The organism is Marvinbryantia sp. (assembly GCF_047017445.1).
Lineage (GTDB): Bacteria > Bacillota > Clostridia > Lachnospirales > Lachnospiraceae > Marvinbryantia.
Genome location: NZ_JBKXTT010000011.1, coordinates 19,853 through 37,303 on the forward strand (window position 1 = coordinate 19,853; position 17,451 = coordinate 37,303).

The following is a 17,451-nucleotide window of genomic DNA, read 5'->3' on the forward strand; positions in this document are numbered from 1 at the left end:
AGGAGAAGGCATATGATAAAGTTTGGAACGGGCGGCTGGCGTGCCGTCATCGGGGATGGGTTTACAAGACAGAATATCCAGCTTCTTGCAAAATCGATGTCTATTAAGATGAAGCGCGAGGGCATAGCAGACGAGGGCATCGTTATCGGCTATGACAGGCGGTTCCTTTCGAAAGAAGCGGTGAAATGGGCGTGCGAGGTGTTTGCGGCAGAGGGCATCCATTGCTGGTTTGTCAATCGTTCCTCACCGACGCCGCTGGTGATGTTTTATGTGGAAAAGCATCAGATGCATTATGGCATGATGGTGACGGCGAGTCATAATCCGGCGATCTATAACGGTTTTAAGGTGTTTACCTATGGCGGCAGGGACGCCAGTGTGGAGCAGACTGACGAGATCGAGGCGATCGCCGCGGAGGTGGAGCCGCAGGGAAGCATCGCGTACATCGAGTATGCGCAGGCGAAAAAAGAGGGACTGGTGACGGAGTTTAACCCGCTGAACGAGTACCTGGACAACATTATTGACAAAATTAATATGAGAGCAATCCGCGACCGCGGGTTACATATTGTTCTGGATCCGATGTACGGCGTCAGCCAGACATCGATCAAGACGATTCTCTCGACGGCGCGGTGCGAGATCGATCTGATCCACGAGGCGCATGACACCCTGTTCGGGCGCAGAATGCCGGCGCCGAGCAAAGAGGCGCTGACGGAGCTCCGCACGTATGTCACAGAAATGGAATGTGATCTTGGAATCGCCACGGACGGCGACGCGGACCGGCTCGGCGTGGTGGACGATCAGGGACGCTATCTTCACGCGAACGACATTCTGGTGCTGCTGTACTATTATCTTCTGAAATACAAGGGCTGGACGGGCCCGGCGGTGCGCAATGTCGCTACCACGCACACGCTTGACCGGATTGCAGATTCTTTTGGGGAGACCTGCTATGAGGTGCCGGTAGGCTTTAAGCACATTTCAGCGAAGATGACGGAGACGAACGCGGTGATCGGCGGCGAATCCTCCGGCGGTCTGACGGTGCGCGGACATATCAACGGCAAGGACGGCATCTATGCGGCGTCGCTGCTCGTGGAGATGGTAGCAGTGTCCGGCAAGCGTCTTTCTGAGCTTTACGCGGAAATCGTGGAGCAGTACGGCAGCCTGTATATGGAAGAAACGTCGTTTGCATTTTCGGCGGCCAAAAAGAGTGATCTGATGCGGATTCTCATGGAAGAAAAACAGCTTCCGGCATTCGATATCCCGATCGAGAAGGTTTCCTATCTGGACGGCTGCAAGGTATATTTCGAAAATGGCGGCTGGATCATCGTGCGCTTCTCCGGCACCGAGCCGCTGCTGCGCATCTTCTGCGAGATGAAAAATGAGGATGAGGCGAAAAAATACTGCCGTATCTTTAAGGAATTTTTGAGTGTATATTTATAAATGAAAGGAACTCATATGAAGGAATCAGTCAGAAGCAGAAAAAGATACTCTATGAAATGGAGGCTGGTCGGAATCCTGCTGCTTTGCTGGCTGATTCCTTTTTCTGTGATGTTCGGTGTGATGGTGGTTTATGTGGCGTCGAACAACGGAGCAGAGACGGCGGAGAATTTCCGGAACCAGCTTGAATTTAATAACACGATCTGTATGGAGCGTCTGAATGCGGCGGTGGAAGCGTCGAGGCAGGCGTCGTATGACGGGCAGCTCCTGGATGCGCACAGCCGTGCGGAGGCGGGCGCCCTGACGGAGATTGCAGCGCGAAGGGAGTATATGAATTATCTGGCGGCACATTATCTGAAAAATGCCGCCGCTTCCTGTACCTTCCTGTGGTTCTACAGCGATCCGGAGACGTTTTACAGTGTCTACAACGTGGGCGCGGAGGGGAGCTACCAGAAATCAAAAACCTTTCAGGAACGCGATGTTGATGAAATCAGGAGCTATGCGGAAAATCTGGATACGAAGGTAGGATTTCTTCTGCGGGACGGCAGGCTTTATCTGATCCGCAATCTGGTGGACAGCAATTTTCAGAAAAAGGGCGTGCTGGCGATCCGCCTGAATAAAGAATACTGTTTTCAAAGCCTGGCACAGTATCCATCCGGGGACGGTGTTTATCTGAAGCTGAATGATCTGGAGCTGAGCTTTCACGACCGGGACGGACTGGTGAAAGGCTGGTGGGAAGAGCAGGAGAAACAGGAGGCATTTGCATGGAGCGGCGGAAGATTGTATGTCTCCGACAGCCGTTTTGGAAACAGCTTTCGACTGGAAACGGTGATGCGGATGCAAAAAGAGATCACAAAATATCCTTTCTACGGTTATCAATATGTGATGGGCGGACTGCTGCTTAGCCTGATCCCTCTGCTTCTGGTAATGATCGCTGCGGTGCGCAGGCAGGTGACGATCCCGGTGCAGCTTTTAAGCGATGGCGCAAGACATATTGAAAATGGGGAGATCGGCTACCAGGTACAGGAAATTTCGGCAAACCAGGAGTTTTCCTATCTGAGAAACAACTTCAATGAGATGTCGAGCCACTTAAAGCAGCAGTTTGACCGCATTTATGAGGAGGAGGTGGCGCTGCGCGAGGCGAAGATCATGGCGCTGCAGTCACATATTAATCCGCATTTCCTGAACAACACGCTGGAGATCATCAACTGGGAAGCGCGTCTGAACGGAGACGAGAAGGTTTCCGGCATGATCGGGGCGTTGTCGGATGTGCTGGATGCGGCACTCGATCGCCGGAAATGCCCGGAGGTGCGGCTGTCGGAGGAAATGCGATATGTGAATTCCTATTTATATATCACAAAAGAGCGTCTGGGCGAACGTCTCACAGTAATGACGGACATTCCGGAAGAACTGCTGGACTGCATGGTGCCGCGGCTGATCCTGCAGCCGGTGATCGAAAACGCGATTGAACACGGCGTGGTGCCGAATAAATCCGGTCTGATCGTGATACGCGGTTATCGTGATGAAAATTATTTATATCTGGAAACGCAGAACGACGGCGGAATGACGCCGGAGGACAAAGAAAAAATAGCGCGTCTGCTCGCGCCGGATTATAGCAGCCGCAGCGAGAAGAGCGGAAATCTTGGCATTGCGAATGTGAATCAGCGCTTGCGGATTCTTTTCGGGGAGCCGTGCGGACTTTCTATTACGGAGATGGCGGACGGGCGCGTGTGCGCGAAGCTTACGATACCGTATAGCAGAGGAAGCCTTGATGTCACATATGAAAAAGATGTATAGACAGAGAAACAATTGCTTTGTAAAGAATGACAAGAAAATACAATAAATCACAGCTCCAGTTATTCAAATTTCACGAAGGATAGGGCATAATAACATTACAAAGCAACCGAAACGAAATTATAAAAAAGACTGGAGGGTATGAAATGAAGAAGAGATTAGGATGCATGATGGCGGGCGTAATGGCGCTTTCGATGCTGGCAGGAGCAGCAACCGTGCAGGCAGAGGGCGTGGAGCTGAACGTGACGACGACGTTCGCCGGCGAGGACGGAAACGCACAGAATTTTAAGGATGCTGTGGCAGCCTGGGAAGAGTCTACCGGAAATAAAGTAAACGACGCTTCCGCAACGTCAGACGAAACATTTAAAGCACGTGTGGAAATGGATTTCCAGACCGGCGCGGATCCCGATGTACTGTTTTTCTTTAACGGCGCAGATGCAAATTCCTTTATCGAGGCGGGCAAGGTTGTTTCTATCGACACCATCCGCGAGACGTATCCGGAGTATGCCGCAAACATGAACGACGATCTGATCACGCCGTCTATTGTGGATGGAATCAGATACGCGGTTCCCGTAAACGGATACTGGGAAGCAATGTTTGTGAATACGGAGGTGCTGGAGGCAGCGGGCGTTGAGGTTCCGGGCGCAGACTACACCTGGGACGCATTCCTTGCAGACTGCCAGAAGATTAAAGACGCGGGTTATTCCCCGATCGCGGCGGCTCTTGGCAATATTCCGCATTACTGGTGGGAATTCTGTATCTTCAACAATGGCGATGTGGTAAATCATCTGACGATTCCGGCTTCCATCGAAGAGGCAGGCGCATGGGTAAACGGCATGGAAGACATCAAGGCGCTGTATGAAGCAGGTTATTTCCCGGAAAATACGCTTTCCGCAACGGATGATGAAACCTTCGCTTCCTTTATCGACGGCAAGGCAGCATTCCTTATCGACGGTTCCTGGAAGGTTGGCGGCATTGCAGGCGCATGCCAGTCTGATCCGGAGGACGCATCCACACTGGATACGGAAAAGCTCGACAAATTTACCGTAACCTATGTGCCGGGCAAGGGCGAAAGAAAAGCAACCGATCTGATCGGCGGTCTGTCCATGGGCTATTACATCAGCACGGCGGCATGGGAAGACGATGCAAAGCGCGAAGCGGCAGTCAGCTTCGTAGAATATATGACAAGCGACGAGATGGTAGCAAAATTTGCACAGCACACGGCGTCTGCTCTGAAGGCAGCTCCGGAGGTAGACGAATCCACATTCAACTCCCTGCAGGTGAAGGCAATGGAGATGATGTCGGGCGTAACCTCTCTGACTGGCGCGGTACAGGATCTGTTCAACGGCGAATGCAGAGTATCCACCTTCGACGGAATGCCGCAGATCGTGACGGGCGAAGTGTCAGCAGAAGATGCAGTGGCAGAAGGTCTTGCAATCTACAATGGACAGTAAGTAACAAAGAGCATAACCTGCGGTGAGGTTTTCGCAGACAGAAACGCCGGACGCGGGTAAATCGGGGGCATTGCAAATAGGATAGGGAGTTTGCAGTGTCCCTTTTCTAATGGAAAACAGGGAACGGAAACATTCTCTGTTTCTGGATGGGAGGTAAAAATGGGAGCAAATATTTATCGAAACAAAAAGCCGCTGCTGTTTTTTCTGGTTCCGGCGTTTGCATTTATGGTCGTGTTTCTGCATTATCCGTTCGTCATGAATATTCTGAACAGCTTCCAGAATATTGGCGGTCTGGCAGCGCAGGGCAAGGGCTTTCTCGATCCGTGGTATTCTAACTACACGGAGATGCTGCATGACAAAAATCTGTGGACTGCGCTGAAAAACACGCTGATCCTGATGGCTTCAACCGTGGTGTTCCAGGTGGGGATCGCGCTGGTGCTGGCGATCATGGTCGACCAGATCACCGTCGGAAAGAAGTTTTTCCGGGTGGTTTATTTCTTCCCGATCGTTATTTCGGCGACGGCGCTTGGTCTTTTATTTAACCTGGTGTTCCTGCGTGACAAGGGCATGGTGAACCAGTTTCTGGAGCTTTTTGGAAGAACGGAGCTGATCGACTGGAAGGATAAGAGCCGCGCACTCGTGACGATGCTGCTTCCGGTTATGTGGCAGTATGTTGGATTTTATTTTGTGATTATTGTGACGGGACTAAATAATATCTCAGATGATTTATATGAAGTGGCGTCGATCGACGGGGCGACAAGATGGCAGAGAATCCGATACATCACGCTGCCTTTGCTGCATAATGTTCTCTGTACCTGCGTGGTGCTTGCCGTTACCGGCGCGCTGAAGGCGTTTGACCTGCCGTGGATCATGTTCCCGAAGGGGATGCCGCTCAACTCGACCTGGCTGACCAGCACCTACATGTATTATCATGCGGTGGAGTCGCGCAACACGGATTACGGCTGTGCGATCGCGGTGCTGATCGTTATTCTGGGTATTGTGTCGGCGAAAATCGTGAATGCGGTATTTAAAGAGAAGGACTATTGAGAGGAGGGAGAGGAATGCGTAAAAAATCAAGAAACGGCAGCGGGCTTTGGCAGGTTCCGGTGTATGCGGTGCTGATATTCTGGGCACTTACCACGATCTATCCACTATTCTGGGTGGCAATAAATTCTTTTAAAGTAAAAAACGAGATCCTTGCAAATTCCTTCTCAATGCCGGTCGGGGAGCTGTTTACGCTGGCGAATTACAGGAGGGCGTTCGACCGCGTTCCGATCCTGGGGGCTTACGTGAACAGCCTGATCCTGTCCGGCACGGTGACGGTGGTGGTGATGGCGCTTGCGGGGCTTGCCGCGTTTGCGTTGGTTCGCTATCAGTTTAAGGGACGGGAGTTCCTGATGTCAGTCGTGGTGGGAAGCATGATGTTTCCGGCGTTTTCCACAATCGTTCCGGTGTTCCGCATGGAGGCTTCCTGGGGGCTGGTGAACACGAGCAACCGTTGGATCTCGCTGTTTTCCTGCGCGCTGCCGCAGATTGCCGGAAACCTTTCTTTTGCGATCATCGTGCTGTCGGGCTATATCCGCTCGCTCCCAATCGAGCTGGAGGAGGCGGCTTATATGGAAGGCTGCACGACCTTTAAGATTTTTACAAAAATCGTGGTGCCGATGACAAAGCCGTCGTTCGCGACGGTGGCGATCTTCTCCTTCCTCTGGAGCTACAATGATTTGTTTACGCAGACCTTCTTCCTGCGCATCCAGCCGCAGTGGGCGATCACCCGCCTGCTCAAGGAATTGACGGCGATGGAGGGCACCAACTACGGTCTGATGGCTGCGGCGGTGACGATCGTGGTCGTTCCGGTAATTATCATCTATGCATTTTTGCAGAAATATATCATAAAAGGGATGACAGCGGGGGCGATCAAGGGTTAGACTGTATACAGGAGGGAGCGCAATGTATAAGGTAGTGGTGGTGGATGACGAGCCGATCATCGTGAAAGGTCTCACAAAGCTTGTACCGTGGGAGAAGTATGGGTGCAGAGTGGTGGGAACGGCGGAGGATGGCATCGAGGGGCTGGCGGTGATCCGCGAGCAGCGGCCGGACATTATTTTTTCGGATATCTACATGCCCAGGATGAACGGGCTTTTGATGGCGGCGGCGCTCAAATCGGAGTTTGAGGATACGCAGCTTACGATCCTGACTGGCTACCGCGATTTTGAGCTGGCGCAGGAGGCGATTAAGCTGGGCGTGACGCGGTTTATCTTAAAGCCGTCTAATATGGAAGAGCTGGAGGAGGCGCTGCGTGTGATGGTGCAGAACCTGCAAAGGCGCGGAATTACCGGGGAAGAGCGTGAGGAAATCGCGCAAAATCCTCCGGGGAAGCCGGGTGATCCGGAGAACGAAGCAAAGCCCGGGAGGCGCAGTGATCCGGGAAAGAAAACCGGGGAAAATCTGCGGGAGACGGGTGAGACAAAAACAGCGGCGGGCAGTTTTCTGGTGAACAAAGCTCTTGAATATATGCGGAAGAATTACCGGCATAAAGTGACGCTCACCGATGTCGCCGACAGCATTTTTGTCAGTCAGTGGCATCTGAGCAAGCTGCTGAACAGTCATACCGGGCAGAGCTTTTCCGAGCTGATGAACAGTATCCGTGTGGAGGAAGCGAAAAAGCTTCTGGAAGATCCGGCACTGCGCGTGGGCGATGTGGCGGAGCAGGTGGGATTTGTGGATATGGCGCATTTCTCGCGCGTGTTTAAGAAGGTGACGGGAATCTCCGCAAATGAATTCCGCAACCGGTTAAAGTAAGCGGCGCGATTTGCATGGAAGACGCATTCGTATTAGAGGGTAGACGGCGCCTGCAATTCCGTGAGCGGCGCAACCGGCGCGGCTTCAATACAGAAAGACAGTCCGTCAAAGACATCCTCCAATGATTCTGTGAGTGCGTTCAGCGTGCGGAGCGTCGTGAAATATTCTTTAGAGGTTTCCGCATTCTTCCAGCAGGGCACAAGCAGAAGCACGTGATTTCCCATCACGGGACCGATGACAGCCTGTGGGATGCTTTCCAGTACCGTTTCCCGAAACTTCATATAATCCTTCTGAAGATGCACGGCAGAACCGACCGGGTTTTGCAGGGCATCTTTTTTCTGCTGCAAAAGCGCGCGCATGGCGGCACGGTCATAGCTGCCGGGCTCTGCGGTATGTGATGCTTTACTTTCATCTGCGGAAATGGAAGAGCGCACTTTGCCGGGATCCGCTGCGGAATCGCCGGAACGGGCTGTCCCTGCTGCGGCCGGAACGTGCGGGCTGTCTGCGGAGGGGGGCAGTTCACCAAATGTTATCGTGACAATGCGTCCGTAATTCTGGGAAATCCCCAGAAGCGTCTTATATTGTTTCAGTGACTTTACATAGCTGTCCGGGAAAAACAGCTGGTTGATCAGACCGTGCTCTACTACCGGGACAGCAGCGTCAAAGCGTTCCTGTACCATGCGGTTCTGCTGCTGGCGTTTCTGCGAATGAGCGACCATGGAAATCGCCGTCTCCAGTACAGGCAGCACCTTTTCGCGGAACAGAGGCTTCGTAAGGTGCGCAAGGATGTTCAGATTTTTTGATTCTGTGTGATAATACGCTTTGTCGGAGGCAGACACTGTGATAAACAGGCATTTTAAATGATAAGAGCGGATTTCGCGCACCACTTCAAAGCCCCGCATACCGGGCATCTGAATGTTGATGATGGCGATATCCGGAACAAACTTGCGCGCAAGCGTCCGCGTATAAAGCGTCGTCTTTGACACGCGGATATCACAGTTCTCATGAAAATGACTGTGAATCATATTAATAAGCGCATTTAAAACAACGCCCTCATTGTCTGCAAGAAGAATCTTGTACATCTGGCTCCTCCGTTTTGGCTGTCCTGGTTTGTATGTGACATTCCAGAATTAATTTTAACTGATTTTTTGGTAAAACTCAAGCCAACTCAGGCAAAAATGATTTTGGTGTATAGAATGAAAAAATATACGGCAGGTACAAATTATATATTTGCGCTTTTTCCTGAAATGGTCTATAGTTAATATTGAACATTGTGAAATAGGAGAAGAAACATTGGAGGATTACAGAGGAACGGCGCGGAACATCGGAGATGTATACCGCCATATTTATAGAAACGAAACAAGCTCACGGCAGATGGTTGCGGCGGATCTTGGCATCAGCCTTCCGACGGTGACGCAGAATCTGAATTATCTGAGGGAGGGCGGGCTGATTTTTAATGCCGGGGAGTTTGAATCCACCGGCGGACGCAAAGCAAATATGCTCAGTATTGTGCCGGAGGCAAGGCTGGCAGTGGGAATGGACGTTACACAGACGCATGTCTCGGTGGTGCTGACCGATTTAAAGCTGAATATTCTGGATTCGGTAAAGACGCATGTGCTGTTTCGTGATGCGGACGATTACTACGAAATGCTGGCGAATCATGTGAGAATGATACTGGAAAAAAATGAAGTCGACCCGGAGAAATTCCTTGGCGTTGGCATATCGCTGCCGGCGATTGTAAATGAGCGGGAAAATATGATTTCTTATTCAAAGGTCATCGATATTCCGGATGATTTTTATGTGCAGATGCAGAAAAAGCTGCCGTATCCGGTGCGTCTGTTCAACGATGCAAATGCGGCGGGCTGGACGGAGCTGCAGGCGCGCGGAAAGCAGCAGCCGATGGTATATCTGTCCCTGAGCAACAGCGTGGGCGGCGCTGTCCTAATGAACCGCGTATATACCGGACGGAACTGGCGGGGCGGCGAGTTTGGTCATATGACGATTGTGCCGAATGGAAAAGAGTGTTATTGCGGACGGCGCGGCTGTCTGAATGCGTACTGTTCCGCGAGAGTATTATCGGATTATACGGATGGGGATATCCAGCAGTTTTTCTATGAAATGAAGGCTACCGGAAACCGGGGTTACCGCCGTGCGTTTGAGGATTATATGCAGTATCTCGCATTGGCGGTCAATAATCTGAGGATGTGTTTTGACTGTGACGTGGTGCTTGGCGGTATGGTCGGCGCGTGTATGGAAGAGTATGTTGAGGAGTTTAAAAAGATAGTAAAGAAGTTGACGCCGTTTGAGAACAGCGCTGAATATGTGAAAATCTGTTCCTTCCGCACCGAGCCGTCGGCGGTGGGAGCGGCGCTTTATTTCGTTGACGATTTTGTACGGCAGATGTGAAACAGGTATGTGAGCAAATCCCATTCGCGAAGCGAATTTTAAATGGATCTGCGAAGGTTACTGCGAACGGAGTGAACAGTAACTTGGCGAATTGTTTTGTGCTGCTTGTCAAAAAATTATCAAAATTCATCAAAAACGAAGAAAATGGATATGCATTTTGCATATCTATTTTTTTAACTTAAATAAAATGCTTTTCTTAAGTAAAAATTTAAAGAATATAAAAAAATCAAAAAACGCTGAAAAAAGAGAAAATCATAGGGCAAAATATACAAAAATATAATACCAAATTTGGAGTGATTTTACAAACTTGCGTAAAACGATTAATAAATGATTGACTAAATTGTAAAAAGAGTATATAACTATGTTAACAAGTTAATCCGTTTTCAGGGAAGTAGGGGACGAAGTATATGGATGAAATCAAATTGAGAGTAAGCGGAATTGAAAAATCATTCCCTGGGGTGAAAGCGCTGAGTAATATCGACTTTGCAGTGCGAAAGGGTACCGTCCATGCACTGTGCGGGGAAAACGGCGCAGGAAAATCCACGTTGATGAAGGTTTTGACCGGTCTGTACAAGGCAGACAAAGGGCAGATTTACATAGACGAAAAGCCGGTCGAAATCAAAAATCCGCTCCAGGCAAGAGAGTACGGGATATCCATGATAGCCCAGGAGCTGAACTATGTATCGGAACTGTCCGTAGAAGAAAACCTGTTTATGGGGCGTTTGCCGGTAAATAAGTTTGGGAAGGTTGACTGGAAAAAGGTCCGCCGCGAAGCGGAGAAGTTTTTGGAAGAAGAGCATTTAAGCTATGCGCCGGACCAGAAGCTGAAAACCCTGACCGTTTCCGATATCCAGATGCTGGAGATTATTAAGGCGGTTAATAATAACGCCCAGGTGGTACTCATGGACGAGCCGACTTCCTCCATCTCACAGAAAGAGGTAAAGCTGCTGTTTGAAAAGATTGCGGAGCTGAAGGCAAAGGGTGTAAGCATCATCTATATCTCGCATAAAATGGACGAGGTATTCCAGATTGCCGATGACATCACTATCATCCGTGACGGCGCGGTGGTTTCCTCGGACAGGGCGGAGAATCTGGATATTGAAACAGTCATTGCCCGTATGGTTGGACGGAAAATGGACAATGCCTATCCGAAGGAAATCCTTCCGCTTGGCGAAAAGAATTTCGAGGTGCAGAATTTTAATTCCAAAGGCATGTTTGCAGATATCAATTTTTATGCCCGCAAGGGTGAGATTGTTGGATTTGCCGGGCTGGTAGGCGCGGGGCGTACCGAAGTCATGCGTGCGATTTTCGGAATGGACCACAAGGACAGCGGCACAGTGAAGATCGACGGACAGGAAGTGACGATTAAAAGCCCGCATGACGCCATTGCGAAAAAGCTGATCATGCTGTCGGAGGACCGGAAAGAATACGGTATCATCCCGGTGCGAAGCGTTATGGAAAATGCCAGCATCGCATCACTGAAACGCTATTTCTTTGCAGGAAAGAACCACAAGAGCAAAGAGCGGAGCGAGGTGGGCGAGATCTTCCGGAAGATGAATGTGAAAACGCCGTCTCTGGATACACTGATTGCCTCACTGTCCGGCGGAAACGCGCAGAAGGTTCTGCTGGCAAGATGGATGCTCTGCGATCCGGAGATTATGATTCTGGATGAGCCGACAAGAGGAATTGATGTAGGCGCAAAATTTGAGATATACAAACTGATGACGGATATTGTCAAAGAAGGAAAGACGATTGTTATGGTGTCCTCAGAGCTGCCGGAGCTGATCGGTATGTGCGACAGAATTTATGTGATGTGCCAGGGCAGGATCATGGGATGTTTAAACAGAGAAGAATTTTCACAGGAAACCATTATGATGCATGCGACCGGTCTTTTCGGCAAGACAGGGAAAGGAGATAAATAATGAACAAAAATAAACAGCTTTCCGCTTTTTTACAGAGGTTTTCCATTTTTATTGTTTTGATTGTAATGTTTCTGGTCTGTTCTTTGCTCAGCCCGTATTTCCTGAAAACGAACAACCTGATGAACATTGCCAGACAGCTCTGCGTTGGTATTCTGATAGCTTATGGCGAAATGATTCTGATTGTCAGCGGATTCCTGGATTTGTCGGTAGGTTCTGTACTTGCGCTGGCAGGTGTGCTTTCGGTAGCTGCTTATAAGGCAACCGGCTCGATGGCGCTGGCGATTCTGGTAGCGCTGCTGGTGGGTATGGCGTGCAACCTGTTTAACGGTATTTTCGTTGCACAGTTTGAAGTGCCGGCGTTTATCGCAACGCTGGGTATGCAGCAGATTGCCCGCGGTATTGCTCTTTACTTTACCGGCGGAGCAAATATCCTGCAGATTGGCAAATATGTCAATATCGGACAGGGCATGATTGGATTTATGCCGGTTCCTGTTATCATCGTTATACTGATTACGATCGCCGTCTGGTACATGTTCAATCATACCAGTTATGGGCGGAGCCTGTATGCAATCGGCGGCAACCGCAAAGCGGCGGAAGCAAGCGGTATCAACGGAAAGCTGGTCATTTACAAATCGTATCTCATAAACGGTATGCTTGCCGGACTTGCCGGAGTGATCTTTATGGCGAGAAACAATTCGGGTCTTCCGAATGGTGCGGTCGGCTATGAAATGACCGGTCTGACGGCGGCAATCGTGGGCGGAACCTCTTTCTCCGGCGGTGTCGGCACGGTTATGGGAACGGTGGCAGGTGCTTTTATCATCGGTATCCTGGAAAATATCATGAATCTGCTTGGTGTAAACTCTTACATACAGAATATCATCGAAGGAGCAATTATCGTTATTGCCGTGGCATTTGATATCATGAGCAAGAGCCGCAAGACGAGCAAGATGATTATGGCGGTGGACGATACAAAGAAGGAAAACAGCTCCGCTAAGTAGAATGCGTTACTGCATGGACGCAGTGTTTATTTTACAATATTTACCTACAAAAAAGAAAGGATGGGAAAAAAGAAATGAAGAAAATGAGAAAATTGGCGGCAATGACAATCGCAGCGGCAGTTGCGGCAACATCCATGACGGGCTTCACAGCGTTTGCAGAAGGAGAAACCTATCGCGTTTGTTTCATCGCACGTGCAAGTGCAGATACTTTTGCGGCATGGCTGACAGATTCCATGAAGAAAGCGGCAGACCAGTATGATGATATTGAGCTTACCTGCGTGAGCGGTGAAGCAGATGACAACACAATGGCAACGCTTCTGGAAGACTGTATTACAAAAGAATACGACCTGGTTATCGTACAGTCCAACAACAATGCGGCACAGGCTCCGTATGTAAAGCAGGTTGCGGATGCAGGCATCCCGGTTATCACAACGAACCCGACGACACATCAGAGTGACCTTGACGGTGTAACTGGCGACGAGGAAGTGGACAATGCAGTTATGGCAGGTACCGGTACTGTTGACGCGGACCCGGTTGAGCAGGCTTCCCGCGGTGCGATCCGTGCCGTAGATGAAGTTCCGGAGAATGGAAATGTTGTTGTTCTTCGCGGACCGTCCGGAAACTATCACGCAGAAAAGCGTCGTGAAGCATGGGATACTTATTTCTTCGCAGAGCGCCCGGATGTTACGATTCTTTACGAAGATTATGCAAACTGGAACAATGATGAGGCTATGACTCTGATGGAGACATGGACACAGGGCGGAACCCACATCGATGCAATCATTTCCATGAATGATAACATGGCAGCAGGTGCAATCGAGGCTATCCGCAACAACTCCGAGTATATCAACGAAGACGGCACACCGAATTTCCTGGCATACGGCGTTGACGGAACAGCACAGGGATGTATGTTAGTCAAGGAAGGTCTTCTTACAGCTACCGCTCTTCAGAATGCAGAAGAAATTGCAAATCTGAACATGGAATACGCAGAGAAGGTTCTGAATGGCGAAATGGAGTACACCGATGTTGCAGATTTCGTGGAAGCTCCGGAAATCAACGCAGATAACGTTGATGAGTTCATCCAGATTTATATCGATAACGGTGAACTTACAGAGGATGCACTTGCAGAGTAAGTAATAAAAAGATATAATGAATCTGTATAGGAAAGTCCTGAGAAAAAGGCAAGGTAAAATATTGTAAATAGCTGCCTGGCAGGCACCCGCTTGCCAGGCAATGCGTTTTACATACAATACAAAAACAGAAAGGGAGCATAAAGACATGAAAATGAGAGCAGCTTTTATGAACGGCGTCGACAAAATGATTATTAAGGAAGTCGACAAGCCAACTGCAGGAGCAGGACAGGTAGTAGTTAAAATGGAGTATGTCGGAATCTGCGGTTCCGACGTGCATTATTTCCATTCCGGAAGATGCGGTTCCTATGTGGTAACGGATGACGAATTCATGCTGGGACATGAGTGCGCGGGAACCGTTGTGGAAGTAGGCGAAGGATGCAAGGAGCTGAAGGTGGGCGACCGCGTTGCGCTGGAGCCGGGTATCACCTGCGGCGAGTGCGAATTCTGCAAATCGGGTCGTTACAACCTTTGCCCGGATGTTGTATTTCTGGCAACACCGCCGGTACAGGGATGCTACGAGGATTTCATTGCATTCCCGGAGAATATGTGCTTCAAGCTGCCGGACAACGTTTCCACGAAAGAGGGTGCGCTGGTTGAGCCGCTTTCCGTTGGTATGCACGCTGCAAACCAGGGCGAAGTTACGCTTGGCGATACCGTTCTGATTCTCGGCGGCGGCTGCATCGGTCTGGTGACGATGATGTGCTGCAAGGCGCACGGCGCAAGCAGAATTATCGTGGCGGACCTTGTGGATGCGCGTCTGGAGAAGGCAAAAGAGCTGGGCGCAACCGATGTGATCAACAGCGGCAAGGTGGATGTATTTGAGGAAGTAAAGAGACTGACAGACGGAAAGGGCGCCGACAAGGTATTTGAGACGGCAGGCTCTCCGGTGACGATCGCGCAGACCCCGTTCTTCGTAAAGCGCGGCGGCACCATCGTGCTGGTAGGTATTTCTGCAAAAGAGGAAATCACTTATAATTTCGCGCAGATCATGGACAAGGAAGCGACCATCAAATCCGTATTCCGCTACAGAAACGTATATCCGCAGGCAATCGCAGCGATTTCCAGCGGCTCTATCCCGGTAGCGAAGATCGCGACCCACGAATTCGACCTCGACCATATCCAGGAGGCATTCGAGGAAGCAATCAACAATAAGACCGATCTTGTAAAAGCAATTATAAAAGTAAACTAAATATTATGATGCCAAAGAAAAATGCCGCGCGGAGAAATCCGGGCGGCGTTTTTTTCGGGAGGTTTTGCAACAGGGAAGCTTGCCGGAAACGTTCCGGAACATTGGGAAAATTCCAAATAGCATTGAAAAAAACAGAAGTTTTGGGGAAAATTTTCCTAAAAATATTGATAATCCAAAAGTTTTGGGATAAAATATACTAAAAATATTATTTAAATGAACGTTTTGGGATTACAGATATAAATGAATAGGAGGGATTGCCTGTGGCTGTCAGACGGATAGAGAGAAAAGAGTATCTTGAAAAACTCATTGCATTTCGGGATAAAAATATAATAAAAATCATCACGGGAGTTCGTCGGTGCGGAAAATCAACGCTGATGGAAATGTATCAGGATTATCTGAGAAAAAACGGCGTATCCGGCGAACAGATTATTGCGGTAAATCTGGAAGATTACGATTTCTATGATTTGCGGGAGCCCAGAGCGCTTCATGCATATATAAAGGAACGCCTTGTGCAGGATAAAATGACCTATGTTTTTCTTGACGAAGTACAGCACTGCGATGATTTTGCCGGGGTTCTGGACAGTCTGTTTATTAAAAAGAATGTTGATTTATATGTGACAGGTTCAAATGCTTATATGCTGTCGTCGGAAATTGCCACACTGATTTCGGGACGGTATGTGGAAATCAGGATGCTGCCGCTATCATTTAAAGAATATGTGATGAGCACAGGAAATATGCAGGAGCTTGGGAAAAAGTATGTGACATATCTGGAAAACAGCTCTTTCCCATATACGCTGGAGCTTGCAGGGCGACCGAAAGAAATCCGGGATTACCTTGACGGAATTTATAACACCATTGTGGTAAAAGATATTGCAAAACGAAATAAGTTTCCGGATACGATGATGTTGGAAAGCATTGTACGGTTTCTGTTTGATAGTATTGGAAGTCCGCTTTCCACAAAGAAAATTGCGGACACTATGACGTCGAACGGCAGAAAAATTGATACAAAAACAGTAGAAAAATATCTGGATGCGTTAATGGAGAGCTACATTATTTATCAGGCAAAAAGATATAATATAAAAGGAAAGCAGTATTTAAAAACGCTGGAGAAGTATTATGTGGTGGATATTGGTCTGAGATATATGCTGCTGGGAGCCCGTTCTGCCGATGTGGGACATATTCTGGAAAATGTAGTTTATCTGGAGCTGATACGCAGAGGGTATGATGTATATGTCGGCAGGCTGGATGAAATGGAAGTTGATTTTGTGGCAATGGATTATAAAAGAATCACATATTATCAGGTGGCGGCTTCTGTGCGAGATGAGCAGACATTGCGGCGGGAACTGGTGCCGTTGCAGAAAATCAATGACCATTATCCCAAATTTCTTCTTACGCTGGACGAGGACCCGGAGGGGGATTACGAAGGCATCCGGCGGGTAAATGCGCTGGAGTGGCTTATGGGAATGACGGAGATATAGTGTTAAATACAGTGGTTTCGTTGCAAATTGCCTGCAACGATTTCCTGCGATGCAACAGGGCAGCCAGGCTGCCCTTGTTATCTGTTAATCATAATCGATAAATACTTTTTCGTTTCGCCGGAATACATCTGCATGGATATGGTAGAGCTCCTCCACCAGCGCGGAGCTGATAACGTCGTCCGGTCTGCCGTCGCACAGGTTCTGTCCGTTCTTGAGCACGTAGATACGGTCGCAGAATTTTGAAGCGAGACTTAAATCGTGCAGTGCGGTCAGCACTGTTTTTTTCGATGCTTTCAAAAGCGACAGCGTTTTTATCTGGCTGCCGATATCCAGATGGTTGGTCGGCTCGTCCAGAATAATCATTTCCGTTTCCTGCGCCAGCGCGCGGGCAATCAGTACCCGCTGCTTTTCGCCGCCGGACAGGCTCAGAAAGCTTCTCTCCAGAAAATCTTCCATTCCGACCATTTCCAGCGAATGGCAGACCACCTCGCGGTCGTGGTCGTTGGCGGCTTCCATCAGACGTTTTCTGGGATAGCGCCCCATCTGCACAACTTCTTCGACGGTGAAGTCAAAATTTGCCTCGCTTTCCTGCGAAACCACCGCAATGCGTTCCGCCATCTGCCGGTTTGACATTTTCAGAAGACTTTTTCCGTCCAGAAGGATATCTCCCGAAACGGGCACAAGCATTTTGTAGATATTTTTCAGCAGCGTCGACTTTCCGCTTCCGTTGGGACCGATGACGCCCACGAATTCCCCCTGGTTTACGGTGAGGGAAATATCCCGGATAATCTCCACCTGCCGGGTGCGGTAGCTTACTTTTTCTGCACTGAGCATAGGTCCGCCT

The 17,451-nt window shown here is 49.4% G+C and carries 14 protein-coding genes; 12 read left to right on the forward strand and 2 right to left on the reverse strand.

Translation table 11 applies throughout. From position 1 onward, the window contains the following. Positions 1–12: 12 nt before the first annotated feature. The 6 genes from ACLU9Q_RS13060 (at position 13) to ACLU9Q_RS13085 (ending at position 7,481) form a co-directional block, all read left to right on the forward strand. Positions 13–1,434, forward strand: coding sequence for a phosphoglucomutase/phosphomannomutase family protein (locus ACLU9Q_RS13060; protein ID WP_296908454.1), 1,422 nt, complete (start codon positions 13–15; stop codon positions 1,432–1,434). 15 nt (positions 1,435–1,449) lie between these two features. After that, positions 1,450–3,228 carry a sensor histidine kinase gene (locus tag ACLU9Q_RS13065; RefSeq protein WP_296908456.1) on the forward strand — a complete coding sequence of 593 codons (1,779 nt, stop codon included), beginning with the start codon at positions 1,450–1,452 and terminating at the stop codon, positions 3,226–3,228. Positions 3,229–3,371: 143 nt separating this feature from the next. Further along, a complete protein-coding gene (locus ACLU9Q_RS13070) occupies positions 3,372–4,679 on the forward strand; it encodes an ABC transporter substrate-binding protein (RefSeq protein ID WP_296908458.1) in 1,308 nt (435 codons plus the stop codon). 159 nt (positions 4,680–4,838) lie between these two features. Further along, positions 4,839–5,726: a carbohydrate ABC transporter permease gene (locus ACLU9Q_RS13075; RefSeq protein ID WP_296908460.1), complete on the forward strand. Its 888-nt coding sequence runs from the start codon at positions 4,839–4,841 to the stop codon at positions 5,724–5,726. 14 nt (positions 5,727–5,740) lie between these two features. Beyond that, positions 5,741–6,607 (forward strand): carbohydrate ABC transporter permease, encoded by an 867-nt coding sequence (locus ACLU9Q_RS13080; protein WP_296831834.1) that lies wholly within the window; start codon positions 5,741–5,743, stop codon positions 6,605–6,607. A 22-nt stretch (positions 6,608–6,629) separates the two neighbouring features. Further along, a complete protein-coding gene (locus tag ACLU9Q_RS13085) occupies positions 6,630–7,481 on the forward strand; it encodes a response regulator transcription factor (RefSeq protein ID WP_296831832.1) in 852 nt (283 codons plus the stop codon). A 32-nt stretch (positions 7,482–7,513) separates the two neighbouring features. Here the strand turns inward: ACLU9Q_RS13085 and ACLU9Q_RS13090 are convergent, their stop codons facing one another. Next, positions 7,514–8,563: a response regulator transcription factor gene (locus tag ACLU9Q_RS13090; protein WP_296831830.1), complete on the reverse strand. Its 1,050-nt coding sequence runs from the start codon at positions 8,561–8,563 to the stop codon at positions 7,514–7,516. 211 nt (positions 8,564–8,774) lie between these two features. On the opposite strand from ACLU9Q_RS13090, the gene ACLU9Q_RS13095 reads away from it, so the two are divergent. The 6 genes from ACLU9Q_RS13095 to ACLU9Q_RS13120 all read left to right on the forward strand — a co-directional run bounded on the left by ACLU9Q_RS13095 (position 8,775) and on the right by ACLU9Q_RS13120 (position 16,607). After that, the gene (locus tag ACLU9Q_RS13095; protein ID WP_412625389.1) at positions 8,775–9,887 is read left to right on the forward strand and encodes an ROK family protein; all 1,113 of its coding nucleotides are present in this window, start codon (positions 8,775–8,777) and stop codon (positions 9,885–9,887) included. 407 nt (positions 9,888–10,294) lie between these two features. After that, on the forward strand, positions 10,295–11,809 hold the full coding sequence (locus tag ACLU9Q_RS13100) for a sugar ABC transporter ATP-binding protein (protein WP_296831826.1): 1,515 nt from the start codon (positions 10,295–10,297) through the stop codon (positions 11,807–11,809). After that, positions 11,809–12,807 (forward strand): ABC transporter permease, encoded by a 999-nt coding sequence (locus ACLU9Q_RS13105; RefSeq protein WP_296831824.1) that lies wholly within the window; start codon positions 11,809–11,811, stop codon positions 12,805–12,807. The genes ACLU9Q_RS13100 and ACLU9Q_RS13105 overlap by 1 nt, the downstream gene beginning before the upstream one ends. 74 nt (positions 12,808–12,881) lie before the next feature. Then, positions 12,882–13,940, forward strand: a complete 1,059-nt coding sequence (locus ACLU9Q_RS13110; RefSeq protein WP_296831822.1) for a sugar ABC transporter substrate-binding protein — start codon at positions 12,882–12,884, stop codon at positions 13,938–13,940. 145 nt (positions 13,941–14,085) lie between these two features. Continuing rightward, positions 14,086–15,129, forward strand: coding sequence for an NAD(P)-dependent alcohol dehydrogenase (locus tag ACLU9Q_RS13115; RefSeq protein ID WP_296831820.1), 1,044 nt, complete (start codon positions 14,086–14,088; stop codon positions 15,127–15,129). A gap of 260 nt (positions 15,130–15,389) precedes the next feature. After that, positions 15,390–16,607: an ATP-binding protein gene (locus tag ACLU9Q_RS13120; protein WP_296831818.1), complete on the forward strand. Its 1,218-nt coding sequence runs from the start codon at positions 15,390–15,392 to the stop codon at positions 16,605–16,607. A gap of 84 nt (positions 16,608–16,691) precedes the next feature. Here the strand turns inward: ACLU9Q_RS13120 and ACLU9Q_RS13125 are convergent, their stop codons facing one another. Further along, positions 16,692–17,441, reverse strand: coding sequence for an ABC transporter ATP-binding protein (locus ACLU9Q_RS13125; RefSeq protein ID WP_296908469.1), 750 nt, complete (start codon positions 17,439–17,441; stop codon positions 16,692–16,694). Between the last annotated feature and the right edge of the window lie 10 nt (positions 17,442–17,451).